The organism is Mesorhizobium sp. M0140 (assembly GCF_040322475.1).
Lineage (GTDB): Bacteria > Pseudomonadota > Alphaproteobacteria > Rhizobiales > Rhizobiaceae > Mesorhizobium.
This window is the reverse complement of the sequence record NZ_JAMYTM010000028.1, coordinates 48,278-72,705: the sequence shown is the minus strand read 5'-3', so window position 1 is coordinate 72,705 and position 24,428 is coordinate 48,278. Positions and strand designations below refer to the sequence as shown.

Below are 24,428 nucleotides of genomic sequence, written 5' to 3'. Positions count from 1 at the left end.
CCGGCATGATAAGGGAAAAAGTGGCGCCAGCGCCGGCTGTGTCGGGTACGGCCCCGACGCTTCTGGCGCTGCGCGGCGTCGGCAAGGTATTTTCCAACGGCGTGACGGCGCTCAGCGACGTCGACCTGACCATCCGGGAAGGCGATTTCCTCAGCCTGCTTGGGCCGTCGGGGTGCGGCAAGTCGACGGCGCTGCGGCTGATCGCCGGCCTGTCGACGCCGACCTCCGGCGTGCTCGACTGGCGCGGCGGTGGCTCGCTTGACCGTTCGAACATCGGCTTCGTCTTCCAGGAGCCGACGCTGCTGCCCTGGGCCAATGTTTTCGACAATGTCTGGCTGCCGCTTCGGCTGAAAGGCATTTCGCGCGCCAAGGCGACACCGGCGATCACGGAAATGCTGGCGCGGGTGCATCTAACCGGTTTCGAAGACGCGGTGCCGCGCGAACTGTCCGGCGGCATGAAGATGCGCGTCTCGATCGCGCGGGCCATGGTGACCAAACCGCGCGTGCTGCTGATGGACGAACCGTTCGCGGCACTCGACGAGATCACCCGCTTCAAGCTCAACAACGATCTCCTGGAACTGTGGCAGGACGAACGCTTCACCGTCGTCTTCGTCACCCACAGCGTCTTTGAAAGCGTGTTCCTCTCCAACCGCGTCGTCGTCATGGCGGCGCGGCCGGGCAGGGTGTTCGACGAACTCGCCATCGAGGCCTCCTATCCGCGCGACGAGGCGTTTCGCACCTCGCCCGACTATGCGGCACTCTGCCGTCAGGCCTCCGATGTGTTGGTCAATGCCATCAATTCAACAGCAGGCGCGCATCATGACGGCCATTGACGAGCGCGTGCTCGAACTCGACCCCGAGGAAGCGCGCCGCGTGCGCCAAGAGCGGTTCGAACGGATCGGCCGCTGGCTGCTGCCGCTAACGATCATGATCCTGGCGATCTGGCTGTGGGATCGCATCTGCGTCTGGAACGCGATTCCGCAATACATCCTGCCGCGCCCGGGCGTGGTGCTGTGGACGCTCTACAACGACGCCGGCCTGCTGTTTTCCTCGCTGCTGGTGACCTTGCGCATCACCTTCCTCAGCCTGGCTCTGGCGGTCGTCGGCGGGGTCGGGCTGGCGGTGCTGTTCGCGCAATCGAAATGGGTCGAGATGTCGTTCTTTCCCTTCGCCATCGTGCTGCAGGTGACGCCGATCGTGGCGATCTTTCCGCTGATCAACATCTATGTGAACGACCAGACGACCAAGCTTCTGCTGTGCGCCTGGATCGTCGCCTTCTTTCCGATCCTGTCCAACACCACGCTTGGCCTCAACTCCGTCGACCGCAATCTGCGCGACATATTCAAGCTCAATGGCGCGACGCGCTGGCAGCAATTGCGCTATCTCAGGCTGCCGGCCGCGATGCCCTATTTCCTCGGCGGGCTGAAGATCGCCGGCGGCCTGTCGCTGATCGGCGCGGTGGTGGCCGAGTTCGTCGCCGGCACCACCGGCCAGTCGTCCGGCCTTGCCTCGCGCATCATCGAGGCCGGTTACCGGCTCAACGCGCCGCGGCTGTTCGCGGCGCTGTTCCTGATCTCGCTGACCGGCATTTTGATCTTCCTCGTGCTGTCGCTGATTTCGCATCTCATTTTGCGGCGCTGGCACGAAAGCGCACTGAAGCAGGAGCGCTAGGCCCTTGATTCCGAACACAGGTTCATACCGGCTCGCCAATGTCAGGCTTCACGCATCCCTGACCCCAGGCCTTGGCGCTGCTCTCGACAGGGATGGCTTTGCGCTTGCCGACGTCACTATCGCGGACGGCAAAATCGCAGGCATTGCCGCCCACGGTCGTGCAGCGCCTGCTGATGCCGTCGATCTTGGCGGCCGCATCGTGCTGCCATGCTTCGTCGACAGCCACACGCATATCGACAAGGGCCATATCTGGCCGCGAAAGCCCAATCCCGACGGCACGTTCTTGGGCGCGCTGAATGCCGCCGGCGCCGATCGTGTGGCACGCTGGAGCGCCGAGGACGTTGCGAAACGGATGGATTTCTCGCTGCGCTCAGCCTACGCCCATGGCACCAGGGCGCTGCGCACGCATCTCGACAGCGTCGCGCCGCAGGAGGAAATCTCCTGGCCGGTGTTCGAGGCGATGCGCGAGGCATGGCGCGGCCGCATCGAGTTGCAGGGCGCCTGTTTGCTCGCATCGAAGGCGTACGCGACAAAAAGTGGTTCGACAGGCTGGCAAAGAGGGTTGCCGCGGCAAAGGGCGTGCTCGGTGTCGTCACCTATATGGTGCCGGACCTCGAAGAACTGCTCGACCATGTCTTCGCGCAAGCGATCAAGCATGGCCTCGATCTCGATTTCCATGCCGACGAGACCGATGACATCTCCGCCATATCGCTGAAGAAGATCGCCGAGGCCGCTCTTTGGAACGGTTTCGAAGGAAAGATCCTCGTCGGCCATTGCTGCTCGCTTGCGCGCCAGCCGGACCTCGACGTGCTCGACACGCTGGACAAGGTGGCGAAGGCAGGGCTAGCCGTCGTTTCATTGCCGATGTGCAATCTCTATTTGCAGGATCGGCGCGGCGACGGCACCACGCCGCGCTGGCGTGGTGTGACGCTGCTGCACGAAATGAAGGCGAGGGGCATTGCGGTTGCCGTCGCATCCGACAATACGCGTGACCCATTTTATGCCTATGGCGACCTCGACATGCTGGAGGTCTACCGCATGGCGACGCGCATCCTGCACTTCGATCATCCGGTCGCCGACTGGCCGCAAGCGGTCACCGCGACGCCGGCCAAGGTGATGCGGCTTGATGGCTTCGGCACGCTTGCCGCCGGCGGCGATGCCGATTTTGTCCTGTTCAAAGGCCGAAGCTGGACGGAATTGCTCTCGCGGCCCGAATCGGATCGCATCGTGGTGCGCGGCGGCAAGGCGATCGACCGGCAATTGCCCGACTATGCCGAACTCGACGAACTGATGGTGGAATGATGGACGTTTCGGCGCTCAAACGCGATCTTGACGGGCTCAAGGTCGACGACAATCCGGCCATCGTCCAGCAGAAGAGCCGTGACTTCTACTGGTACAGCCCGGTGCTGAAGCAGCAACTGGACCATGTCACCGGCGATCTGATCGTGACGCCGAAGAACGAGGCCGAACTGATCCGCGTGCTTGCCGCCTGTCATCGCCATGGCGTGCCGGTGACACCGCGCGGCAGCGGCACCGGCAATTACGGCCAGGCGATGCCGCTCTCCGGCGGCGTCGTGCTCAACCTTGCCGAGATGAACGAGATCAAGTCGATCGCCCCGGGTCGCGTCGTGACCGGACCGGGGGCCATTCTGGCCGATATCGACAAGGCAACGCGAGCGCATTCCGGGCAGGAACTCCGGCTATCGCCCTCTACCTACAACACCGCTTCGATCGGCGGCTTCATCGCCGGCGGTTCGGGCGGCGTCGGCTCGATCAATTTCGGTGGCCTGCGTGATTTCGGCAATGTGCTCCGGCTGCGCGTGGTGACCATGGAGGCCGAGCCGAAAGCGCTCGAACTCACCGGCGAGGATCTGCACAAGGTGACCCATGCCTACGGCACCAACGGCATCATATCGGAGGTCGAGATGCCGCTGACCGCGGCTTATGAATGGATCGACGTCATCGTCGGCTTCGACGCTTTCATGGATGCGGCCCGCTATGGAAATGCACTGGCGTGCCAGGACGGTATCCTGACCAAGCTGATCACGCCGATAGCGGCACCCGTGCCACAGCTTTATTTCAAGCGGCACCAGAAATTCCTGCAGCAGGGGCAGAGCATCTGCGTCGTCATGGTGGCGCGGCATGGGCTGGACGCTTTACTGGCCTTCACCGGCCGGGCCGGTGGCGAGGTGATCTACAATGCCGCAACCGCAACGCTGGACGAAAAGAAGGGGCTGCCGCCGGCCTATGAGCTGGCCTGGAACCACACGACGCTGAGGGCGCTGCGCGTCGATCCTTCGATTACCTATCTGCAGTCGCTCTATCCCTTTCCCAACCAGCTCGCGTTGGTCGAAAAGATGGACAAGATGTTTCCGGGCGAGGTTTTCTCGCATCTGGAATTCGTGCGGCTGGACGGCAACATCACCTGCTTCGGCCTGCCGCTGGTCAAGTTCACCAGCGAGGCTCGGCTCGACGAGATCGTGCGCCTGCATGAGGAGAATGGCTGCCCGATCTTCAACCCGCATCGCTACACGCTGGAAGAGGGCGGCATGAAGCAGACCGACGCGGTGCAGCTCGCCTTCAAGCGCGAGACCGATCCGCAAGGCCTGCTCAACCCCGGCAAGATGATCGCCTGGGAGAACCCGGACTACGACTACCGTTCGGGTCGGACTTTTTTGTTCAAGGGGCTGCAGAGAGTGGGATGAGGAGAGGTTTGCGCTTGAGTACCCCCCTCTGTCCTGCCGGACATCTCCCCCGCAAGGGGGGAGATTGGCAGCCTTTGAGTCGCGACCATTCTGCGGCGTCGACAGTTAGCGAAAGCGATACGGCAGTCCGATCTCCCCCCTTGCGGGGGAGATGCCCGGCAGGGCAGAGGGGGGTGCCTCGCACTGACCTAGGGGATATTCCCCTGTGAACATCCTCGTCCTTTACGCCCATCCGGTCGAGACCAGCTTCAATGCCGGCCTGCACCGCATGATCGTAGAGCGGTTGACGGCGGCGGGCCATACGGTCGATGACTGCGACCTCTACGCGGAGGATTTCGATCCGCGGATGACGCGGCAGGAAAGGCTGGACTACCACAATCCGCGCGGCGCCGCTGACGCTGCCGCACCTTATGTCGAACGCCTGCTGCGAGCCGATGCGCTGGTGCTTTCCTATCCAGTCTGGAACTATGGCTTTCCAGCGATACTGAAAGGCTTTTTCGATCGCGTCTTCCTTCCCGGCGTGTCGTTCAAGCTGGTCGACGGCAAGGCGCAGCCGTCGCTGCACAACATACGCAAGGTTGCGGCGGTGACCACTTATGGCGGCAGCCGGTTCCGCGCCATGCTGATGGGCGATCCGCCGCGCAAACTGATCAAGCGCATGCTGCGCGCCACCGTCAAACCGGGCGCGCCGGTGACCTATCTTGCGCATTATTCGATGAATCTGTCGACCGACAGCACGCGCAAGACCTTCATGGCCAAGGTCGCGGCCAGCATGGATGCCTTCTGATGCGCGCGCTGGTGGTCTACTGCCATCCGGTGCCGGACAGCTTCTGTGCGGCAATTCGCGACACCGCCATCGACGTGCTGATGCGACGAGGCTGGGAGGTGCGGCTGCTCGACCTCTACGCCGATAAATTCGACCCGGTGATGGGTTGCGACGAGCGACGCTCCTACAATGACCAGGCGCCGCAGGACCCGGCGCTGAAGCCGCATTTCGAGCTGCTCAACTGGGCCGAAGCGATCCTGTTTGTCTATCCGACCTGGTGGTACGGGCTGCCGGCGATGCTGAAGGGCTGGCTCGACCGGGTGTGGGCGACGGACGTCGCCTTCAAGTTGCCGGCCGGCAAGGGGCGGATCAAGTCGCTGATGACGCATGTAACCAAGGTTGGCGTCATCACCACCTGCGGCGCGCCGACCTGGTGGAGCGTCGTCGTCGGCCAGCCGGGGCGCAAGACCCTGCTGCGCGGCATGCGGGCGCTATGCGCGGCGCGCTGCCGGACGTTTTTCCTGGCACACTATTTGATGGATGCCTCGACGCCGGCAACAAGGGCGGCGTTTCTGGCGAAGGTGCGGGCAAAGCTGGAGCGGTTTTGAGAAGCGGGGTCTCGTAGGGCGCTATCCCCACCCCGTCCCGCAATCTCCGCTCTGCTCCGACCGCGAGCCGACCCTCCCCACAAGGGGGAGGGTAAGAGGCGCTACATCTTCACCCGCTCGGCCTTCGGATCATACATCGGCTTCAGCGAGGCTTCCGCCGCAAAGCGCTCGCCGGCGATCTCGATTTCGTAGGATGAAGCCAGCACATCCGCTTCGCTCTCGCCCTCGGATGGCACATAGCCTAGCCCGACCGCGCCGCCGAGATGATGGCCGTAATTGCCTGAAGTGATCGGGCCGACGATCTTGCCGTCGCGCAGGATCGCTTCGTTGTGGAAGAGCAGGGGCTCTGGATCCTTCAGGCGGAACTGGACGAGCCGGCGTGACAGGCCGGCTTCCTTCTTGCGCAGCACGGCATCGCGGCCGATGAAGTCGCCCTTGGCGGTCTTCACCGCAAAGCCAAGGCCGGCTTCCAGCACATTGTCTTCATCGGTGATGTCGTGGCCGAAATGCCTGAAGGCCTTTTCGATGCGGCAGGAATCCAGCGTGTGCAGGCCGCAGAGCTTCAGGCCGCCTTCGGCGCCGGCCTCATCGATCGCCTCGAAGACATGAGCCGCCTGGTCGGTCGAGACATAGAGTTCCCAGCCGAGTTCGCCGACATAGGTGACGCGGTGGGCGCGGGCCAGGCCCATGCCGATCTCGATTTCCTGGAACGTGCCGAACGGATTTTTATCATTGGAAAAATCGTTGGGGCTGACCTTCTGGATCAGCTTTCTTGCGTCCGGGCCCATCAGGCAGAGCACGCTTTCGGCCGCCGTCACGTCGGTGACGACGACGAACTCGTCGGCGACGTGCTTGCGCAGCCAAGCCAGGTCGCGCTGCAGCGTGGCGCCGGGGACGACGAGGAAGAAAGCCGTTTCCGACAGCCGCGAAACCGTCAGGTCGCTCTCGATGCCGCCGCGCTGGTTGAGCATCTGGGTGTAGACGATCTTGCCCGGCGCGACGTCCATGTGGTTGGCGCACAGTCTTTGCAGGAAAGCGCTGGCGTCGCGGCCCTCGACACGGATTTTGCCGAAGGAGGTCATGTCGAACAGGCCGACGCCATTCCTGACCGCGAGGTGTTCTTCGCGCTGGTTGTCGAACCAGTTCTGGCGCTTCCAGGAATAGCGGTATTCGCGCTCCTGGCCCTCGCGGGCGAACCAGTTGGCGCGCTCCCAGCCGGCGACTTCGCCGAACACGGCGCCGCGCACCTTCAGATGCTCGTGCAGCGGCGAACGCCTGACATTCCTCGAGGTCGCCATCTGCCGATAAGGGAAATGGTCGGCATAGAGCAGGCCGAGCGTTTCCGAGACGCGTTCCTTCAAATAGCGGCGGTTCTTCTGGAACGGCTGGGCGCGGCGGATGTCGACTTCCCACAGGTCGAACGGGGCTTCGCCGTCATTGATCCACTGCGCCAGCGCCATGCCGGCGCCGCCGGAGGAGACGATGCCGATCGAGTTGTAGCCGGTCGCCATCCAGTAGCCGGACAGCTCCGGCGCCTCGCCGAGATAGTAGCGGTCGTCGGGCGTAAAACTCTCAGGACCGTTGAAGAAGGTGTGGATGCCGGCGGTTGCCAGCATCGGCATGCGGTTGACGCCCATTTCGAGGATCGGCTCGAAATGCTCCATGTCCTCCGGCAACTGGTCGAAGCAGAAATCCTCGCTTATGCCGTCCATGCCCCAGGGTTTTGCCACCGGCTCGAAGGCGCCCAGCATCATCTTGCCGGCGTCCTCCTTGTAGTAGGCGCACTCGTCCGGCACCCGCAGCACCGGCAGACGGGTGAGGCCGGGGATCGGTTCGGTGACGAGGTAAAAATGCTCGCAGGCATGCAGCGGGATGGTGACGCCGTTCTGCGCTCCCAGTTCGCGCGCCCACATGCCGGCGCAGTTGACGACGATGTCGGCTTCGATCGTGCCTTGGTCTTCGCCCTGTGCCCAGGACACGCCGCTGACGCGGCCGGCCTTGGTATGGACCTTGGTGACCTTCACATTCTCGACGATGGTGGCGCCGCGCTGGCGCGCGCCCTTGGCCAGGGCCATGGCGATGTTGGCGGGGTCGCATTGGCCGTCGAGCGGCAGATGCACGGCACCGACGACATCGGAAACATTGAGATGCGGGTACATCTCGCTGACTTCCCTGGGCGAAATCTCACGCACGTCGACATCGAAGGCACGCGCCAGCGACGCTTGCCTGTAGATCTCGTGCTTGCGCTCCTCGGTCAGCGCCACGGTAATCGAACCGACCTGGCGCATGCCGGTGCCGACCTCGGTCTCGGCTTCCAGCTTGACGTAGAGATCGGCGGAATATTTGGCCAGCCGTGTCATGTTCTGCGAACCGCGCAACTGGCCGATCAGGCCGGCGGCGTGCCATGTCGTGCCCGACGTCAGCTGTTTGCGTTCGAGAAGCACGATGTCAGTCCAGCCGAGCTTGGCCAGGTGATAGGCGACCGAACAGCCGGAAACGCCGCCGCCGATGATGACCGCTCTTGCTTTGGCGGGAATTGCCTTGGCGGTCATGCTGCCTCGCGACGGTAGCTGGAAGCAAAGCGGCGCAGACGAAGTGCAGCTTCCTGCAGCACGGGTTCGGGCTGGCAGAGGCTGATGCGAATGTGGCCGGCGGCCGCTTCGCCGAAGCTGGAGCCGGGCATGACGCCAACCTTTTCGCTGTCGAGCAGGGCCCAGGCGAATTTCTCGTCGTCCGGTTCGACGGCCGAGATGTCGAGCATGACATACATGCCGCCCTCCGAACCGCGCACGGTGACATCGTTCATGCCCCGCAGGGCGTCGAGCAAGACGGTGCGGCGTGCCGCGTAACGTTCGGCGATCTCCTTGACACCGTAACGGTTCTCCAGCGCCTCGGAACAAGCAATCGAGATGAAGGCCGGCAGGCCGTAGGTCGTCACCAGATTGAGATTGATCATGAGCGTGATCATCTCCTCCGGTCCCGTCAGCCAGCCCATGCGCCAGCCGGTCATGCCGTGGCTCTTGGACATCGAATTGATGACCAGCGTCCGCTCGGCCATCCCTGGCAGCGAGCGCGGCGAGACGTGCTCGCCGCCGCCGAGCGTCCAGTAGACTTCGTCCGACAGAAGCCAGAGGTCGTGCTCCCGGCAGACTTCTGCCAACTGCTCCAGCCGCTCGCGCGAATAGACAGCTCCTGTCGGATTGTTCGGCGTGTTGATCAGGACGGCGCGCGTGTTCGGCCGGATTGCCGCGCGGATCATGTCGGCACGCGGCTGGAAGCCATCCTCGGCCGGTGTCTCAACGACGGTGAAATCAGCGCCTGCGGCGCTGAACGTGTTGGGATAGGTGGCATAATAGGGCGCCACGACGATGGCGTGATCGCCCTGGTCGAGCACGCCCTGCACGGCGGCGTAGAGTGCGGCCTGGCCACCCGGTGTGGCGATCACCTGATCCGGCGACGTCTCGACGCCGGTGCAGGCGGTCGAGGCCGCCGCCATCGCCCTGCGCAGGCGCGGCAAGCCGGGAAGCGGGGTGTAGTGATGATTGCTGCCGCGAACCGCGGTCACACAGGCTTCGATGGTCTGCGAAGGCGTGTCGAAATCATGGTCGCCGACCGACAGCATGATGATGTCTTCGCCGGCCTCCTTGCGCGTCCAGGCGGCGAAATGGACTTCCCAGCCGTCCTTGCCCGAAGGCACGATGCCGGAAATACGCGATGATGGTCTAGGCATGCAAAACTCCCGAAATTTCGTAGCCGGCCTGTTCGAGCCGGTCGCGCAGGGCGGCGATGTGCGGCGGTCCGACTTCGCAGCAGCCGCCAACGATGCTTGCCCCAGCCTCGACCCAGCCGATCGCCTGGTCGGCATAGGCATCCGGGCCAAGGTCGTGACGGGCGTGCAGCACATCGACGGTGCCGCCGTGCTTGAGTGCTTCGGTTGAAGTGAAGCCATTGGCGTAGGCGCCGACCGGGCCGCCGAGGTCGATCAGTTCAGGCAAAGCCGCGGCGATTGCTTCCGGCCGGCAGCAATTGACCAGCCGCGCGGCGACTGCCAGGCCATCGAGCGCGCCTGCCGCGGCGGCTATTGTCTCGCCGCTGCGCAGCCGTGGCTTGCCGTGGTCGGCCAGCGTCCACGACACCCATACCGGCTTGCCGCTTTCCGATGCCGCGGTGACCGCCGCGCGGGCTTCGTCCGCCGACGCCATGGTTTCACACAGGAACAGGTCGACGCCATCGGCCTGCTCGGCAACGATGTGGCGGTAAATATCGAGCGTGTCCTCGAAGGAAATGGTCAGTGCCGGTGCATAGCTGCCGAAAAGCGGCGACAGGCAGCCGGCGATGGCTGCATCGCCGGCCTCGTCGCGGGCCTGCCTGGCCAATTCGATGCCGCGCTTCTGCAATGGCTTGAAGAGGTCTTCCGCGCCCTCGCGCGCCAGGCGTTCGGGTGTCGCAGAATAGGTGTTGATGGTGATGACACGTGCGCCGGCACGGATGAATTCCGCGTGCAGGTCGCGCACCAAATCGGGTTCGTCGATCAGCACCCTGGCCGACCAAAGCGGTGTCGGCTCGGATTTGCTGCGGCGGACCAGTTCCTGGCCCATCCCGCCATCGGTGAGGATGATTTTCTTCATGCGCGCAGCCTTTCGTTCTTCGGATCCCACAGCGGTTCATCCTTCTGCACGATCGCCTGAAAGCGGTCACCGAAGATTTCGACCTCGACTGATGTACCTGGTTCGGCCAGGTCGGCGCGCAGCATGCCGAGTGCGATCGACTTGTCGATGCGATGACCCCAGCCGCCCGACGTCGTCTCGCCGACGATCTTGCCGTCATGCCAGAGTGTAGAAACTGACGGAGCGTCGCAATCGCCGGGGTTTTCCACCACCAGCGTGACGAAGCGCTTCTTCACGCCTTGCTGCTTTTCGTTCTGGAGTGCCGCCTTGCCGCGGAAGTCGGGCTTGTCCCATTTGACGAAGCGCTCCAACCCGCCCTGCAGGATCGAATAGTCGGTCGACAGGTCGCCCTTCCAGGTGCGGTAGCCTTTTTCGAGCCTGAGCGAATCCAGCGCATACATGCCGAACGGCTTCAGCCCATGCTGTTGTCCCGCCGCGCAGATGGCATCGAAGATGGCGGCGGTGTCGTCGATCCTGGTGTGGATTTCCCAGCCGAGTTCGCCGGCGAAGGAGACGCGCACGAGTTTGGCCCAGCGACCGGCGATCTTTGTCTCCTGATGCGTCAGCCATGGCAGAGTGAGGTCGGCTTCGCAGACATCAGCGAGGATTTTTCGCGAGTTCGGGCCTGCCAGGATCTGGGTCGAGAATTCCTCGGTCCGATCGATCAGCTTGAAGGTCGCATCTTCAGGCATGCGCGATTTCAGCCACTCGAAATCATGCCATTGCGCGACCGCCGCGGTGATCAGCGTCATCAGGTTGTCGTCGTGGCGCACCACGGACATTTCGGTGACGATACGGCCCTTGTCGTCGGCGAAATAGGCCAGGCCGATGCGGCCTGGCTTCGGCACCAGCCCAGTGACCTGCAGGCTCAGCCATTCGGCGGCACCCGGGCCTTCGAGGTTGAAGCGCGAGAAGCCCGGCAGGTCCAAAATGCCGGCGGCGTCGCGCACGGCCAGGCATTCTTCACGCACACGATGGTGCCAGGGTCCTTCGCGGCGGAAGGTCAGCGTGGCTTCCTCTGAAATATCATCGCCCTCTTGCGCATACCAGGTGGCGCGCTCCCAGCCATTATAGGCGTCGAAGCGGCCGCCGAGCGCCTTGATGCGATCATGGATCGGCGACAGCTTGCGGTCGCGGCCTTCCGGCCAGGCATGGCGCGGGAACTGGATGGCGTATTCGTTGCCGTAGATCTCCATGCCCTTGGCGACGCAATAGTCCGGCGCCGCGGCAAAGGAGGTGAAGCGGCGCGGGTCGCATGACCACATGTCCCATTCGGTCTGGCCCTCTGTCACCCATTCGGCCAGCACCTTGCCGGCGCCGCCGCCCTGGGCGATGCCGAAGGTGAAGACGCAGGCCTCGAAGGCATTGGGAACGCCGGGCATCGGGCCGATCAGCGGATTGCCGTCCGGCGTGTAGGGGATCGGGCCATTGATGACCTTGGACAGGCCGGCGGTGCCCAGGATCGGCACGCGGGCGACGGCGTCGGCCAGATAATGTTCGAGCCGGTCGAGATCGTCGGGGAACAGCTGGAAGGAAAAATCCTCCGGCATCGGGTCGTTGTGGGTGGCCCAATGCGCGCGGCAATTGCGCTCATAGGGGCCGAGATTCATGCCGTTCTTCTCCTGGCGAAGATAGTAGGAGGTGTCGACGTCGCGCAGCAGCGGCAGTTTCTTCCCCTGTTCCTTCGACCATGCCGCCAGTTCGGGAATCTCCTCGAACAAAATGTACTGATGGCTCATCACCATCATCGGCACGTCGCGGCCGAACATCCGGCCGACTTCGGCGGCGCGGTAGCCGGCGGCATTGACGACGATCTCGCAGCGGATCTCACCTTGTGCCGTCTCGACCACCCATTCGTCGTTCTCACGGCGCACGCCTGTGACCGGGCAGAAGCGGATGATCTTCGCGCCCATGTCGCGCGCACCCTTGGCCAGCGCCTGGGTGAGCTGCGCCGGATCGATGTCGCCGTCGCTCGGGTCGTAGAGCGCGCCTTTCAAATCATGCGTCTCGATGAAGGGATAGCGACGCTGGATCTCGTCGACACCGACAATGTCGATGTCCATGCCCTGGTAGAGGCCCATGCCCTTGGCGCGCTGAAATTCCTGCATGCGCTCTTTCGTGTGGGCAAGGCGCAGCGAGCCGGTGACGTGATAGTTCATGGGATAGTCGACCGCGTCGGCCAGCCCGCGATAAAGCTCGGTCGAATAGCGCTGCATGTTCATCAGCGACCAGGACGAGGAGAAAGTCGGCACGTTGCCAGCGGCATGCCAGGTCGAGCCCGAAGTCAGCTCGTTCTTTTCCAAGAGCACGCAGTCGGTCCAGCCCGCCTTGGCGAGATGGTAGAGCGAGGAGGTGCCGACGGCACCGCCTCCGATGATCACCACGCGCGCCGTGCTCGGCAAACCCGCCATGTTCTTCTCCAAACTTGAACTCAATAGACGGGTGGTGAAACCACCCAGATGACAATTGCCGGCTCGGCACCCGGATTGCGCCAGCGGTAGGGCTTGCCTTCGAAGCGAAAGGAGTCGCCCTCGCCAAGCCGATGCCAGACACCTCCGATCTCGATGTCGAACAGTCCGGAGGCGACGTATCCGGCTTCCTCGGTCGGTCGCTGCGCCTCGGCCTTCAGTTCCGCGCCTGGCGCGAAGACCGAACGCACCATCTCGAAGCTACCGCCGAGATCGGGCGACAGAAGCTCCTCCACCAGGCCGGATTCGCTTGTGCCAAGCGTGCGGCGCCTGCCGGCGCGCACGACCACGCCGCGCTCGCTTTCGACAGGTACGTCATGGCTGAAGAACAGGCTGATCGGCACGCCGAACAGTTCGGCGAAGGCCCTGAGGTCACCGAGCGATGGCGTCGACAGGCCGCGTTCGACCTGGCTGACCCAGCCGACGGAACGGCCAAGATTCAGGCCAATCTCGGCGAGTGTCAGCCCGCGCGCCTTGCGCAAGGCCCTGATGTCGCCGGCCAGCACGCGTTCGTCAGGTCCCTGCAATGTTCTTGCGGTAGTCGAAGGCAAAACGCTCTCTTCATGAAAAATAACTGTCAAATTTCATGAGAAATCAAGCTCATGAAAAAATCAAGTGGATTTTCACGGATGCACAAGATTTGCTTGCGCGATTTTGACGGTTCATGCAAAGGCTCCGCCGAGAGCGGCGAATGGGGACGTCCGATCGAGACAAAGGGTAAGGGACGGCCCATGCTGGAAAATAACCCCCGAATTGCGGGCGATGCCGAGATTGTCGACGAGGCGATCCTGTCGCGCCGTTCGGTGCGCGCATTCCTGCCCGACATGGTCGACGACGACACCATCCGCGCCATTCTGGCGGTTGCGGCGCGCGCCCCATCCGGCACCAACATGCAGCCATGGAAAGTCTATGTCACCAAGGGCGAGAGCAAGCAGCGGATATCAGACGCCATTCTCAATTCCGGCATTCGCGCCGAAAAAGCCGATTGGGACGAGTACCGGTATTATCCCACCCAGTTCTTCGAGCCGTATCTGACCCGCCGCCGCGCCAACGGTTTCGGCCTCTATGGCGCGCTCGGCATTGGTCGCCGCGAGGTCGACAAGATGCGCGCCCAGCACGACCGCAACTTCGTCTTCTTCGACGCTCCGGTCGGCATGATCTTCACCATCGACCGCCGCCTCAACCAGGGCTCGTGGATTGACTACGGCATGTTCCTGCAGAACATCATGGTCGCAGCTAGAGGCAGGGGTCTGCACACCTGTCCGCAGGCGGCCTTCGCGCCCTATCACCGGCAGATCAGGCCGGTGCTCGACATTCCGGACGAAGAGATCGTCGTCTGCGGCATGGCGGTTGGTTACGAAGATACGTCAAAACCTGAAAACGCCTTCCGCACCGACCGCGTGCCGCTGGAAGAGTGGGTGACGTTCAGCGAGTAAGCCAGCCAGCTTCATTCCGTGTTCATCTGTGCGCCGTGGCCGCTGACATGGACGCCGTCTTGCGGCGTCAGCTTGAGGTAGGCAAGCAGCGCGCAGAGCGTGATGACGCCCTCGATCACGAACAGGATGCGAAAGTCGTCGGCGACGGCAGGGCCGCCGCCCGCCAGAAACGACAGTGCCGCGGCGGCCAGGCCAACGCTGATCGCCACTGCCAGCTGCCATAATATGTAATAGAGCGCGCTGAAACGGGCGAGCTGCTCGGGCGCGATGTCGGAATAGGCGAGGTTGCCGGTCGAGGCCCATTGCGCGGAGCGGAAGACGCCGAAGACGAAGATGTAGGTGAGCACGATCCATACCGGCGTCGTCGCCTGCATCAGCGCGAAGCCGGCAACCAGGGCGGCGACGATGGGCGTGTTGTAGACCAGCACGCGGCGAAAGCCGAAACGGTTGAGGACACGCGGCATGAAGAACCGCATGGCCACGGAGCCGACCGCGGCGACGAAGGTCAGCGATCCCGCCTGAACCGCGCTCATGCCGAAGCCGAGCTGGAACATCAGCGGCAGCAGGAAGACGACGGAGCTGAGGCCGATCGTGTCCAGCCCGCCACCGGTGAGGAACGAAATGCGGAAGGTACGGATGCGCAACAGCTTGAGATCGAGCAGCGGATTGCGCACGCGCAGGCAGTAGAACGAGGCGATGGTCAGGATAACGAGCGCCAGCGCCAGTTCGGCGGCGATGATGCCGCCCGCGGCATCCTTGGCGGCAAGCGAATCCATGCCGAAGACCAGCAGGACCATGCCGCTGCCGACCAGCAGGAAGCCCGGAAAATCGAACGGCGTGCGCACCGGCTTGGTCATCGTCGGAAACAGCGAGGCGGCAAGAATTGCCGCAGCCAGCGCGAACGGCACGTTGATGAAGAAGATCCAGCGCCAGGAAATGTAGGTGGTCAGCGCGCCGCCGACGAGCGGACCGACCAACGGTCCGGACTGGCCGGCCAGCGAGATGTACATGTTGATCTTCAGCGTTCGGCTGCGCGGAAAGGTCGACAGGATGACGACCTGGCCGAGCGTGCCCATCAAGGCGCCGCCAAAGCCTTGCAGCGCGCGGGCGCCGACCAGCGTCCAGATGTTGTCGGACAGCCCGCAGAGCGCCGACGAGGCGGCGAACACCAGCAAGGCAAAGCAGTAGACGTTGCGCAGTCCGAAGCGGTCGGCGGCCCAGCCGCCAAGCGGCATCGAGATGATCAGGCTGGCGACATAGACGGTAATCAAGAGGCCGAGCTGGCTGGGCGGACGCCCGAGGCTTTCGCTGATGCCCGGCAGCGCGGTCACCACGACATTCTGGTCGAGGCTGGTCATGAACACGCCGCAGGCGACCGTTAGCGGCAGCAGGAGCAAGGCTCTGGCCGGCACATCGGCGCAATCCGTGGCGCCGGCGGATAGTTCTGCGGTCATGGAGATGTTCGAACCAAACGAATGTGCCGACTCTGAGACGGGATTTACCCCTTGGACCGGCCTGGCGGTCATGTTTCCAACCATGAGCGCCCGAGGCGCGATTCTCTAGCGGCAGAACCGGCTGGCGTTGATGCCAGAAGTGACGCGGCGCCCTGGCCGACAGGGCGCCTACTGCACCTCGTAGCCGACTTCCTCGCTGGCATGGCAGAGCGCCTTCCAGAACGAGCGTGCGAATGAGCGGAAGACATAGATGTCGAACTGGTCGGCGCCGGTGCGCTGGATCTGGGCGAAGATGTCGTGATGGGTGGTCGAGCGGCCGGCGCCGATGGGAAAGGCCGGCAGCGAAAAGTCGATGGCGAAGAATTTCGCCAGCACCCATTCAGCCTTAGGCCCGGCAATGCGGATGGCGGTGCGGCCATGTGAAAGATCGGTCACGGTGCCGATGGCCGGCGTTACCACTTTGGCAAAGGCGGGGGCCAACCCTTCGGCCTCGTCGGCGATAGTGAACTTTCCCGGCGCGAAGCCGAACACCGATTTCACGCCGTCGCTCAAGCCGCCGCCTGCGCCATCGGGCAGAGCAAGCCCGGTGACGGTGCGGATGGCTGCTATCAGCTTCTTCTCCTCGCCGGGCCACGCTGCCAGCTGCACGATCGAGCCAGGCCGCGTCTCGGTCAGGATGATCTCGACGCCATGCTCGAAATTGCCGTGTGAGCCGACGTGAAATTCCGGTTCGAGTGGCGACAAGGGTTCGGGTGACTGGCGCTCAACCATGCATGCGGCTCCCGTCCGGATCGAAGAAGTGGTTGGAGACGATCTCGACCGGTCCAAAGCGGTTGCGCAAGGGATCGGAGACATGGGCGCGCGTGCCCTGCCGTGCCTTGCCGCCCTTGACCAGCGCCAGCGCGATATGCTTGCCGAGCGCCGGCGAATAGCAGCAGGCGGTGATATGGCCGATGGAGTCGTGCGGATTGGCTTCGTCAACCTCCTCGACGATGTGGGCGCCACCGTTGAGTGGCCGGTTATCGAGGGCGATCAGGCCGACCAGTTCAAGGCGGTCCGATGCGATCAAGCCTTCGCGGTCCATCATCGCCGAGCCGATGAAAGGCTTCTTCTTCGACAGCATCCAGTCGAGATGCAGGTCGCGTGCCGTGGTGCGGCCGTCGATCTCGGCGCCGGTGACATGGCCCTTTTCGATGCGCATGGTGCCCAGTGCCTCGAGCCCATAGGTGGCCAGCCCGAACGGCTTGCCGGCTTCAATAAGCGCTTCCCAGACATGGGTGCCGTGGCCGGCGCCGGAATAGACTTCGAAGGCCATTTCACCGGAGAAGGACAGCCGGCAAATCATCACCGGCACGCCTGCTATATCGCCACGCACGATGCCCATGAAGGGCAAGGCGGCGTTGTCGACCGACGTGCCGGTGACACAGGCGGCGAGGATCTGCCTGGCCTTCGGCCCGCCGATCGCGGCACCCGCCCATTCGTCGGTCACCGAGGTCACGTGGACTTTCAGCTCCGGCCAGATCACGTCGAGGAAATACTCCAGATGCTGCATCACCTTGCCGGCATTGGCCGTGGTGGTGGTCATCAGGAAATCCTGATCGCCGAGCCGCCAAGTGGTGCCGTCGTCGAAGGCTAGGCCGTCCTCGCGCAGCATCAGCCCGTAGCGTGCCTTGCCGGCGGCGAGCGTCGAAAACATGTTGGTGTAGACGCGGTCGAGGAATGCGGCGGCGTCAGGGCCTTGCACGGCAATCTTGCCCAGCGTCGAGACATCGACGATCCCTGCGCTTTCGCGCGTCGCCTTGGCTTCGCGCACATAGGCCTGCTCGACCGTCTCGCCGGCATGACCGTAGATCATCGGCCGGTACCAGAGGCCGGCGGAATACATCGTCGCGCCACTGGCCAGATGCCAGTCATGCATCGGAGTCAGCCGCTCGGGCTTCAGGTCGCCAAAACGCTCGGCCGCCAGCGAGCCGATCGACACCGGTGCAAAGGGCGGCCGGAAGCGCGTCGTGCCGACCTCGGGGATCGGCTTGCCCAGCGCTTCGGCCATGATTGCGAGGCCAGGCACGTTGGAACTCTTGCCCTGGTCGGTCGCCATGCCGAGCGTGGTGTAGCGTTTCAGATGCTCGACCGAGACGAAGCCCTCGCGGTGGGCCAGCCGCACGTCCTCAGCCGTGACGTCGTGCTGGAAATCGACAAAGCTCTTGCCCTTGGCCCTGATCTCGAACACCGGGGCGGGATCGGGATCGCCGGGCACTGCTTCGACGGTCGGCAGCATGGACGGTGTGCTCTGCCCGCCGGCGGCGGCGAGGCCGGCGGCGCGGCCTTCGGCGATGGCTTCGGTGGTGGAAAAACTGCCGGTGAAGGCACCGGCGCCGATCCATTGCTGTGGGGGCCACTTTTGTGTCGGCTTCGGCGGCAGAAAGGCTTGCCGGGCGGCGTTCCATTCCGCCTTGGCACCGGCCTGGCTGGCCAGATGGATGGTCGGCGACCAGCCGCCCGACATCAGCAGGCAATCGGCATGGATGCTGCGTGCATCACCGATGAGCGTGCCGTTGGTCATGTCGAAGCGCTGCAGTTTGAGGCCGGACAGCGCCTTGCCGCCTTCGGTGGCGACGACGGCATGGCCAGCGAAGATCTCGGCCTCGGCTTCCGCGGCCAGCTTGCGCATCTCCGGCGAAAGTTCCGGCCTGACATCGGCGATGGCGACGACCGCGGCACCGGCCTTCTTCAAGGCGACCGCCGCCCGATAGGCGCTGTCATTGTTGGTGAACAGTGCGATCCGCTCGCCCGGCAGCACGCCGAATTCGTTGGCGTAGCGCTCGGCGGCATGCGCCAGCATCACACCGGGCCTGTCATTGCCGGGGAAGACCAGCGGCCGCTCGAACGCACCAGTGGCCAGGACCACGGATTTGGCGCGGATCGCCCAATAGCGATGGCGCGGCTCGCCCTTGCCTGGCTGATCCTTATGGTCGCTGACCCGTTCGAGCGCGGCAAGCGTGTTGTTGTCGTAGTAACCCCAGACCGTGGTGCGCGGCAAAAGGCGGACATTGTCTCGGCCTTCGAGCTGGGCGACCGTGCGACGGGCCCAATCGGCGGCAGGCGCGCCGTCGATCGTTTCATCGGACCAGTTGGCCGAACCGCCGAAACGCGGCTCGAGATCGGCCAGCATGACGCGGGCGCCCTGATCGGCGGCAGCCTTGGCGGCCATCAGGCCGGCGGGGCCGGAGCCGACCACCAGCACGTCGCAAAAGGCGTTCATGCGTTCGTAGCGGGCCGGGTCCTTTGCCGATCCGGCGCTGCCGAGGCCGGCGGCGCGACGGATGAAGTGTTCGCAGAACATCCAGAAGCGCGTGCCTTTGAGCGGACCGAACACCGGTCCCATGAAGGTCTTGTAGTAGAACCCGGCCGACAGGATCTTGCCGCCGAGCTGGTTGACGGCGTTGATGTCCCAGGCAAGCGAGGGAAAGCGGTTCTGGCTGATGGCAACCAGGCCGTCATGGATCTCGACCATGGTCGCTGGGATGTTGGGTTCACGAACCTCGCCCTTCAGCACCGTCACCAGCGCGTTGGGTTCCTCGACGCCGGCTGTGAGCAGGCCGCGCGGGCGGTGGTATTTGAACGAACGTCCGTAAAGCGTGACGCCCTTGGCCAGCAGGGCTGACGCCAGCGTGTCGCCGGCATGGCCGGTGTAGGCCGCGCCATCGAAGGTGAAGCGGATGGTTTTCAGCCGGTCGATGCGGCCGCCGGTGTCGGTGCGGCGCGGGCTCATGACTTGTCCTCCGCCTTGCGGCGCGCGGCGGAGCCATGATCGCCGCGCCCTTGATGATCACCGCGCACAAAAGCAACGCTGGAAATCTCATGCGTCAGCGTGTTGCGCACGACGCGCAGATGCGTGCGGCAACCGCCGGAATGCTGCCAGATCTCGTTGTGATCCCCGGCCGGGTTCAGCCTGTCATAGACATAGGCGTTCCACGCCTCGAAATTCTGCGAGGCGGGGTCGGGGCGCTCACGGTTGCCGTCACCCTGATAGGTGAACTCGATGACGTCGCGCGGGCCGCAATAGGGGCAAGTGATCAACATTGAACTCTACCTAATGCCTAATGCAGCCGCGGGTTTGCACCCTGGCCCTTGTCGTCGATCACCAGGCCGCGGTGGAAGCGGTCGAGGGTGAAGGGGGCGTTGAGATCGTGCGGCTGGTCCTTGGCGATGGTCCAGGCGAAGCACCAGCCGGAAGCCGGCGTCGCCTTGAAGCCGCCATAGCACCAGCCGCAGTTGAGATACATGCCGGGCAGGGGGCCGGTGGTGATGATCGGCGAGCCGTCCATCGACATGTCGCAAACACCGCCCCAGGAGCGCAGCATGCGCACGCGCGCAAGGCCCGGAAACAGCGCCAGCATTTCGCTCATCACCTCGTCGACGACGGGCAAATTGCCGCGCTGGGCGTAGCTGTTGTAGCCGTCGATGTCGCCGCCATAGATGAGGCCGCCCTTGTCCGACTGCGACATGTAGAAATGGCCCATGCCGAAGGTGACGACCGTGTCGATGAAGGGTTTCAGCGATTCGGTGACGAAGGCCTGCAGCACATGGCTCTCGATCGGCATTGTCTCGATACCGGCAAGCTGCATGACACGCCCGGTGCTGCCGGCGACCGCAACGGCCACCTTCCTGGCGCGGATGTCGCCACGGGACGTCGTCACGCCTGAAATGCGGTCGCCGTCGCGCAGGAAGCCGGTGACCTCGCAGTTTTCGATGATGTCGACGCCGCGACGGTCGGCGCCGCGCGCATAGCCCCAGGCCACCGCATCATGGCGGGCGGTGCCGGCGCGTCGCTGCATCAGGCCGCCAACCACCGGAAAGCGCGCGCTGTCGGAGATGTCGAGCGCCGGAATCAGACGTTTGATCTCAGCCTTCGTCATCAGTTCGGCATCGACGCCGAGATGGCGCATGGCATTGCCGCGTCTTGCATAGTCGTCGAACTGGGCCGGCGTGTGCGCCAGGTTCAGGCAGCCGCGCTGCGAGAACATGACATTGTAGTTGAGCTCGTGCGAAAGGTTTTCCCACAGCTTCATCGAGTGTTCGTAGAAGCGGGTGTTGGCCGGCAGCAGATAGTTCGAGCGCACCGCCGTTGTGTTGCGGCCGACATTGCCGGAGCCGAGCCAGCCCTTTTCCACAACGGCGACATTGGTGATGCCGTGTTCCTTGGCAAGATAATAGGCGGTCGCCAGCCCATGACCGCCGCCGCCGATGATGGTGACGTCATAGGACGCCTTCGGGTCCGGCTTGCGCCATGCCGGCTTCCAATCCTTGTTTCCCTTGAGCGCGTTCGCGAGCAGCGAAAAGGCCGAGTACTCTGCCATTGATGTCATCCGGTTCGGGCGATGCGGCAGACTATAGAGCAGGCCGCACCGGCAAAGCCAATATTGCGCCATCGCCTTTCGACTGGCCGACGCATCGGTCAGGGGATCAATGGGGTCTGGGCTCAATGAGAGTCAGGATCAGTGAGGTCAATGATCGGATGAGTCCGCGATGCGACGGCTTGCCCCATGATAGGGCCGTCTTTATCAAGGACAGGCTTTCAAATTGCCTTCGCCGCCGATGAGTCGCCAACAAATCATGCTTTTCCGATTGCTTCGTCTCATTTTGATCCTCACGCTTGTCGTCTCGGCGCCGCTGTCGTTCGATGCGGTGGCACAGGGGCTTGGCCAGGCGCCTGCCGGACTGGTCGCCGACCAGCAGAAGATCATCCAGGCGCTGACGACCAAGACCGACAATTTCGAGAAGCAGATACAGCAGGACGGCGAGGAGGATAGCAGCCTTGTCGATATCCGCTTGCAACTCGAGGAGCTGTCGCGGCAATCGCTGAACAGCGCACTGGCCTTCCGTACGCGTCTTGGCGAGATCAACAGCCGTCTTGAGCAGCTTGGCGCGGCACCTGCCGCGGGTCAGCCGCCGGAGCCCGACATCGTCAGCGGCGAACGCGAGGCGCTGGTGTCGGAAAAGGCGGAGATCAATGCCGTCATTGCGCAAGCCCAATCGCTTTCGATCCGCATCAGCGGGCTGATCGACAAGATCGGCAACATGCGCAGCGAGCTGTTCCGCAATGTGCTCACCAAGCGCTATGTGCTGTCCGACGCGCTCAGCCCGCAGGTCTTTTCGGACGCCAGGGACGAATTCGGCAATTTCTACAAAGCGGTGTCGTCATGGCTAAGCTTCGCTTTCAAGTTCAAGTTCCAGGCCATTCTGGCGGCAACCTTCGTGGCGCTCGGGCTGGCGCTGGTGCTGCTGGTCGGTGGCCGGCGCCTGTTCGGGCGCGTGTTCGAAGCCGACCCTGCCAATGAGGATCCATCCTATCTCAGCCGCTTGTCGGTGGCCTTCTGGTCGACCTTGCTGCCGACGCTGGCGGTTGGCGTGTTCTTGGCCTCCACGGTGTTCTTTTTCAACTATTACAATGTGTTGCGTGGCGACATCGGCCTCTTCCTGAATGCGCTCGCGGCCGTCATCGGGGTGGTGTTCTGCGTCAACCGATTGACCAATGCGGCGCTCGAGCCGCGGCTGCCGAATTGGCGCCTTATCCCCGTCGAGACAGGTCCGGCGCGCTGGCTGGTGCGGCTGACGACCGCCATGGCCGTGGTCATCGGCGTCAATTATTTCCTGTCGGTCATCAACGACAAAATGGGCTCGCCGCTGTCGCTGACCATCGCCCGCAGTTTCGGCGCCACCATCATCGTCGGCGTCATCCTGATCCTGATGGCGATGCTGAGGCCGTTCAAGGCGCGTGACGGAAGCTGGCGGCCTTGGCCGGCATGGCTGCGCTATACGGCGCTTGCGCTCGGTCTTTTCACCATCGTCGCGGCGCTGCTCGGTTACATCGGCCTTGCTCTGTTCGTTTCGTTGCAGGTCGTCGTTACCGGCACCGTGCTGATCACCGCCTATATCGGCTTCCTGTCGGCGCAGGCGATCGGCGAGGAGGGTGCTTTCGCCAACACGACCGTCGGGCGCTGGCTGTCGGCCAAATCCAGCTACGAGGATACAGCCCTCGACCAGCTCGGCCTTGTCGTCAGCGTTGCCATCAATGTGATGATCGTGCTGGTGTTCCTGCCGTTGATCCTGCTGATGTGGGGTTTCCAGCCCGGCGATATCCAGGCCTGGGCCTACAAGCTCGCAACCGGGATCAACATCGGCTCGGTGACGATCTCGGTCACCGGCATCCTCTCCGGCATCGTCGTCTTCGTCATAGGCTATTTCCTGACACGCTGGTTCCAGGGCTGGCTCGACGGTTCCGTGATGGCGCGTGGCAAGGTCGATACCGGCGTGCGCAACTCGATCCGGCTGGCGGTCGGCTATGCCGGCGTCGCGCTCGCGGCACTGGTCGGCATCTCGGCGGCGGGCATCGACCTGTCCAGCCTGGCGCTGGTCGCCGGCGCTCTTTCCCTCGGTATCGGCTTTGGCCTGCAGAACGTGGTGTCTAATTTCGTTTCCGGCCTGATCCTGTTGGCCGAACGGCCGTTCAAGGTGGGCGACTGGATCGTTGCCGGCGATGTCAGCGGCACAGTCAAGAAGATCAGCGTGCGCGCCACCGAGATCGAAACCTTCCAGCGGCAATCGGTGATCCTGCCCAACTCGAACCTGATCAACAATGCCGTCGGCAACTGGACGCACCGCAACAAGCTCGGCCGCATCGACATCAAGGTCGGCGTCGCCTATGGCAGCGACGTCAAGCAGGTTCATGCCGTCCTGCTGGAGATCGCCCGCAGCCACCCGATGGTGCTGAAGAACCCCGAACCCTTCGTGCTGTTTTCCAATTTCGGCCCTGCCGCCCTGGAATTCGAGATCCGCGTGTTCCTGGCCGATGTGATGAACGGCAACATCGCGCAGAACGACATCCGTTTTGCCGTGCTTGAAAAATTCAGCAGCGAACACATCGAGATGCCCTCGACGCCACGCGCCGTGGTCGAGGCCCACAAGCCCAAGGCCTGGCCGACAGACGACGACAAGATCGAGGCCGACTTCGCCGAACAGGAGCAGGTGAAGGCCGAAGCCGAGGCGGAGAAGAAGCGACTAGTCAAGTCCCGCAAAACCAGGAAGCCAGATCCGGACTAGGCTGGGAATCGGTGGGTCTCAACCATCGAAAGCCGATTGCGGCATGAATGGGGCATTCAGTTGCGGTTCAGCTTCCATCTCATATAAGCTCCATGCAAAGGCGAAAATGCCTTGCGAAATGCAACAGAGGCGGTGGGAACACCGATATTGCACCATGTGGAAGTCTCTCGTCGCTGCCGTCGCCCTGGTCGCCGCTATCGGCTCGGTCCATGCCGCGAGCGCGGTCAACAAGGACGCCGAGACCCGAACGCTGGTCGTCACCGAGGGCGGCAGCAAGACCGACCTTGCGTTGGCCGGTGGCGAAACGGTTGAGTTCTGCCCGAATGGCTGCTTCGTCACCTTGCCCAATGGCGACCTCGAAGCCCTGACCGGTTCGGAAACCGTCGAGATTTCGGGCGGTGTCGCCCGCATCAAGTAATCCTGGCGTCACGATTGCGGAGGCCGGGAATTTGCCCGGCCTTTTATCGTTTCCGGTAGCGGTTGTTTAACAATGACGCCGGAAATACCCCCATGGCAGCCGTCTGCAACCGTGCGTTTTAACGTTCGCTAC

At 63.6% G+C, this 24,428-nt stretch carries 18 protein-coding genes and 1 pseudogene; 9 read left to right on the top strand and 10 right to left on the bottom strand.

What is annotated here, in order from left to right:
- Positions 1–5: 5 nt before the first annotated feature.
- The 6 genes and pseudogenes from NKJ37_RS24645 (at position 6) to NKJ37_RS24620 (ending at position 5,750) form a co-directional block, all read left to right on the top strand.
- Positions 6–833: an ABC transporter ATP-binding protein gene (locus tag NKJ37_RS24645; protein ID WP_352439846.1), complete on the top strand. Its 828-nt coding sequence runs from the start codon at positions 6–8 to the stop codon at positions 831–833.
- Entirely contained in the window at positions 820–1,671 is an 852-nt protein-coding gene (locus NKJ37_RS24640) for an ABC transporter permease (RefSeq protein WP_352439847.1), read from the top strand. The genes NKJ37_RS24645 and NKJ37_RS24640 overlap by 14 nt, the downstream gene beginning before the upstream one ends.
- Positions 1,672–1,675: 4 nt before the next feature.
- Positions 1,676–2,973 (top strand): annotated as a pseudogene (locus tag NKJ37_RS24635) (cytosine deaminase).
- Entirely contained in the window at positions 2,973–4,376 is a 1,404-nt protein-coding gene (locus NKJ37_RS24630; protein WP_031213523.1) for an FAD-binding oxidoreductase, read from the top strand. Before NKJ37_RS24635 ends, NKJ37_RS24630 begins: the two are co-directional and overlap by 1 nt.
- Before the next feature lie 205 nt (positions 4,377–4,581).
- Positions 4,582–5,163: an NAD(P)H-dependent oxidoreductase gene (locus NKJ37_RS24625; protein ID WP_352439849.1), complete on the top strand. Its 582-nt coding sequence runs from the start codon at positions 4,582–4,584 to the stop codon at positions 5,161–5,163.
- Positions 5,163–5,750: an NAD(P)H-dependent oxidoreductase gene (locus NKJ37_RS24620; protein ID WP_352439850.1), complete on the top strand. Its 588-nt coding sequence runs from the start codon at positions 5,163–5,165 to the stop codon at positions 5,748–5,750. The genes NKJ37_RS24625 and NKJ37_RS24620 overlap by 1 nt, the downstream gene beginning before the upstream one ends.
- Positions 5,751–5,851: 101 nt before the next feature.
- Here the strand turns inward: NKJ37_RS24620 and NKJ37_RS24615 are convergent, their stop codons facing one another.
- Genes NKJ37_RS24615 through NKJ37_RS24595 form a run of 5 tightly spaced genes read right to left on the bottom strand, consistent with a single transcriptional unit; the run spans position 5,852 to position 13,436 of the window.
- A complete protein-coding gene (locus NKJ37_RS24615; RefSeq protein WP_352439851.1) occupies positions 5,852–8,302 on the bottom strand; it encodes a GcvT family protein in 2,451 nt (816 codons plus the stop codon).
- The gene (locus NKJ37_RS24610) at positions 8,299–9,480 is read right to left on the bottom strand and encodes a pyridoxal phosphate-dependent aminotransferase (protein ID WP_352629332.1); all 1,182 of its coding nucleotides are present in this window, start codon (positions 9,478–9,480) and stop codon (positions 8,299–8,301) included. The genes NKJ37_RS24615 and NKJ37_RS24610 overlap by 4 nt, the downstream gene beginning before the upstream one ends.
- On the bottom strand, positions 9,473–10,378 hold the full coding sequence (locus NKJ37_RS24605) for a homocysteine S-methyltransferase family protein (protein ID WP_352609498.1): 906 nt from the start codon (positions 10,376–10,378) through the stop codon (positions 9,473–9,475). Before NKJ37_RS24605 ends, NKJ37_RS24610 begins: the two co-directional genes overlap by 8 nt.
- Complete coding sequence (locus NKJ37_RS24600; protein ID WP_352629334.1) at positions 10,375–12,828, bottom strand: GcvT family protein; 2,454 nt, start codon at positions 12,826–12,828, stop codon at positions 10,375–10,377. The genes NKJ37_RS24605 and NKJ37_RS24600 overlap by 4 nt, the downstream gene beginning before the upstream one ends.
- A gap of 20 nt (positions 12,829–12,848) precedes the next feature.
- Positions 12,849–13,436 (bottom strand): helix-turn-helix domain-containing protein, encoded by a 588-nt coding sequence (locus tag NKJ37_RS24595; protein ID WP_502895795.1) that lies wholly within the window; start codon positions 13,434–13,436, stop codon positions 12,849–12,851.
- A 180-nt stretch (positions 13,437–13,616) separates the two neighbouring features.
- Between NKJ37_RS24595 and NKJ37_RS24590 the strand changes: the two genes are divergently transcribed.
- On the top strand, positions 13,617–14,321 hold the full coding sequence (locus NKJ37_RS24590; protein ID WP_023812343.1) for a nitroreductase: 705 nt from the start codon (positions 13,617–13,619) through the stop codon (positions 14,319–14,321).
- A gap of 11 nt (positions 14,322–14,332) precedes the next feature.
- Here NKJ37_RS24590 and NKJ37_RS24585 read toward each other — a convergent pair whose 3' ends face one another.
- The 5 genes from NKJ37_RS24585 to NKJ37_RS24565 all read right to left on the bottom strand — a co-directional run bounded on the left by NKJ37_RS24585 (position 14,333) and on the right by NKJ37_RS24565 (position 21,135).
- Positions 14,333–15,775 carry an MFS transporter gene (locus tag NKJ37_RS24585; RefSeq protein ID WP_023812342.1) on the bottom strand — a complete coding sequence of 481 codons (1,443 nt, stop codon included), beginning with the start codon at positions 15,773–15,775 and terminating at the stop codon, positions 14,333–14,335.
- 168 nt (positions 15,776–15,943) lie between these two features.
- Complete coding sequence (locus tag NKJ37_RS24580) at positions 15,944–16,546, bottom strand: sarcosine oxidase subunit gamma (RefSeq protein ID WP_023812340.1); 603 nt, start codon at positions 16,544–16,546, stop codon at positions 15,944–15,946.
- On the bottom strand, positions 16,539–19,547 hold the full coding sequence (locus NKJ37_RS24575) for a sarcosine oxidase subunit alpha (protein ID WP_023812339.1): 3,009 nt from the start codon (positions 19,545–19,547) through the stop codon (positions 16,539–16,541). The genes NKJ37_RS24580 and NKJ37_RS24575 overlap by 8 nt, the downstream gene beginning before the upstream one ends.
- Positions 19,544–19,858 (bottom strand): sarcosine oxidase subunit delta, encoded by a 315-nt coding sequence (locus tag NKJ37_RS24570; RefSeq protein ID WP_023812338.1) that lies wholly within the window; start codon positions 19,856–19,858, stop codon positions 19,544–19,546. The genes NKJ37_RS24575 and NKJ37_RS24570 overlap by 4 nt, the downstream gene beginning before the upstream one ends.
- 17 nt (positions 19,859–19,875) lie before the next feature.
- Complete coding sequence (locus tag NKJ37_RS24565) at positions 19,876–21,135, bottom strand: sarcosine oxidase subunit beta (protein ID WP_352775343.1); 1,260 nt, start codon at positions 21,133–21,135, stop codon at positions 19,876–19,878.
- 256 nt (positions 21,136–21,391) lie between these two features.
- Here NKJ37_RS24565 and NKJ37_RS24560 point away from each other — a divergent pair, with 256 nt between their 5' ends.
- Entirely contained in the window at positions 21,392–23,878 is a 2,487-nt protein-coding gene (locus tag NKJ37_RS24560; RefSeq protein ID WP_023812336.1) for a mechanosensitive ion channel family protein, read from the top strand.
- 154 nt (positions 23,879–24,032) lie between these two features.
- Complete coding sequence (locus NKJ37_RS24555; RefSeq protein ID WP_023812335.1) at positions 24,033–24,296, top strand: hypothetical protein; 264 nt, start codon at positions 24,033–24,035, stop codon at positions 24,294–24,296.
- Positions 24,297–24,428 lie beyond the last annotated feature (132 nt).

Bases quoted from the DNA above. Each gene is read 5' to 3' on its own strand.
- NKJ37_RS24645 (WP_352439846.1), top strand. From the start codon at position 6: ATGATAAGGGAAAAAGTGGCGCCAGCGCCGGCTGTGTCGGGTACGGCC.
- NKJ37_RS24555 (WP_023812335.1), top strand. From the start codon at position 24,033: ATGTGGAAGTCTCTCGTCGCTGCCGTCGCCCTGGTCGCCGCTATCGGC.
- NKJ37_RS24600 (WP_352629334.1), bottom strand. From the start codon at position 12,828: ATGGCGGGTTTGCCGAGCACGGCGCGCGTGGTGATCATCGGAGGCGGT.
- NKJ37_RS24575 (WP_023812339.1), bottom strand. From the start codon at position 19,547: ATGAGCCCGCGCCGCACCGACACCGGCGGCCGCATCGACCGGCTGAAA.
- NKJ37_RS24585 (WP_023812342.1), bottom strand. From the start codon at position 15,775: ATGACCGCAGAACTATCCGCCGGCGCCACGGATTGCGCCGATGTGCCG.
- NKJ37_RS24605 (WP_352609498.1), bottom strand. From the start codon at position 10,378: ATGAAGAAAATCATCCTCACCGATGGCGGGATGGGCCAGGAACTGGTC.
- NKJ37_RS24570 (WP_023812338.1), bottom strand. From the start codon at position 19,858: ATGTTGATCACTTGCCCCTATTGCGGCCCGCGCGACGTCATCGAGTTC.
- NKJ37_RS24620 (WP_352439850.1), top strand. From the start codon at position 5,163: ATGCGCGCGCTGGTGGTCTACTGCCATCCGGTGCCGGACAGCTTCTGT.
- NKJ37_RS24580 (WP_023812340.1), bottom strand. From the start codon at position 16,546: ATGGTTGAGCGCCAGTCACCCGAACCCTTGTCGCCACTCGAACCGGAA.
- NKJ37_RS24560 (WP_023812336.1), top strand. From the start codon at position 21,392: ATGCTTTTCCGATTGCTTCGTCTCATTTTGATCCTCACGCTTGTCGTC.
- NKJ37_RS24615 (WP_352439851.1), bottom strand. From the start codon at position 8,302: ATGACCGCCAAGGCAATTCCCGCCAAAGCAAGAGCGGTCATCATCGGC.
- NKJ37_RS24630 (WP_031213523.1), top strand. From the start codon at position 2,973: ATGGACGTTTCGGCGCTCAAACGCGATCTTGACGGGCTCAAGGTCGAC.
- NKJ37_RS24610 (WP_352629332.1), bottom strand. From the start codon at position 9,480: ATGCCTAGACCATCATCGCGTATTTCCGGCATCGTGCCTTCGGGCAAG.
- NKJ37_RS24590 (WP_023812343.1), top strand. From the start codon at position 13,617: ATGCTGGAAAATAACCCCCGAATTGCGGGCGATGCCGAGATTGTCGAC.
- NKJ37_RS24565 (WP_352775343.1), bottom strand. From the start codon at position 21,135: ATGGCAGAGTACTCGGCCTTTTCGCTGCTCGCGAACGCGCTCAAGGGA.
- NKJ37_RS24640 (WP_352439847.1), top strand. From the start codon at position 820: ATGACGGCCATTGACGAGCGCGTGCTCGAACTCGACCCCGAGGAAGCG.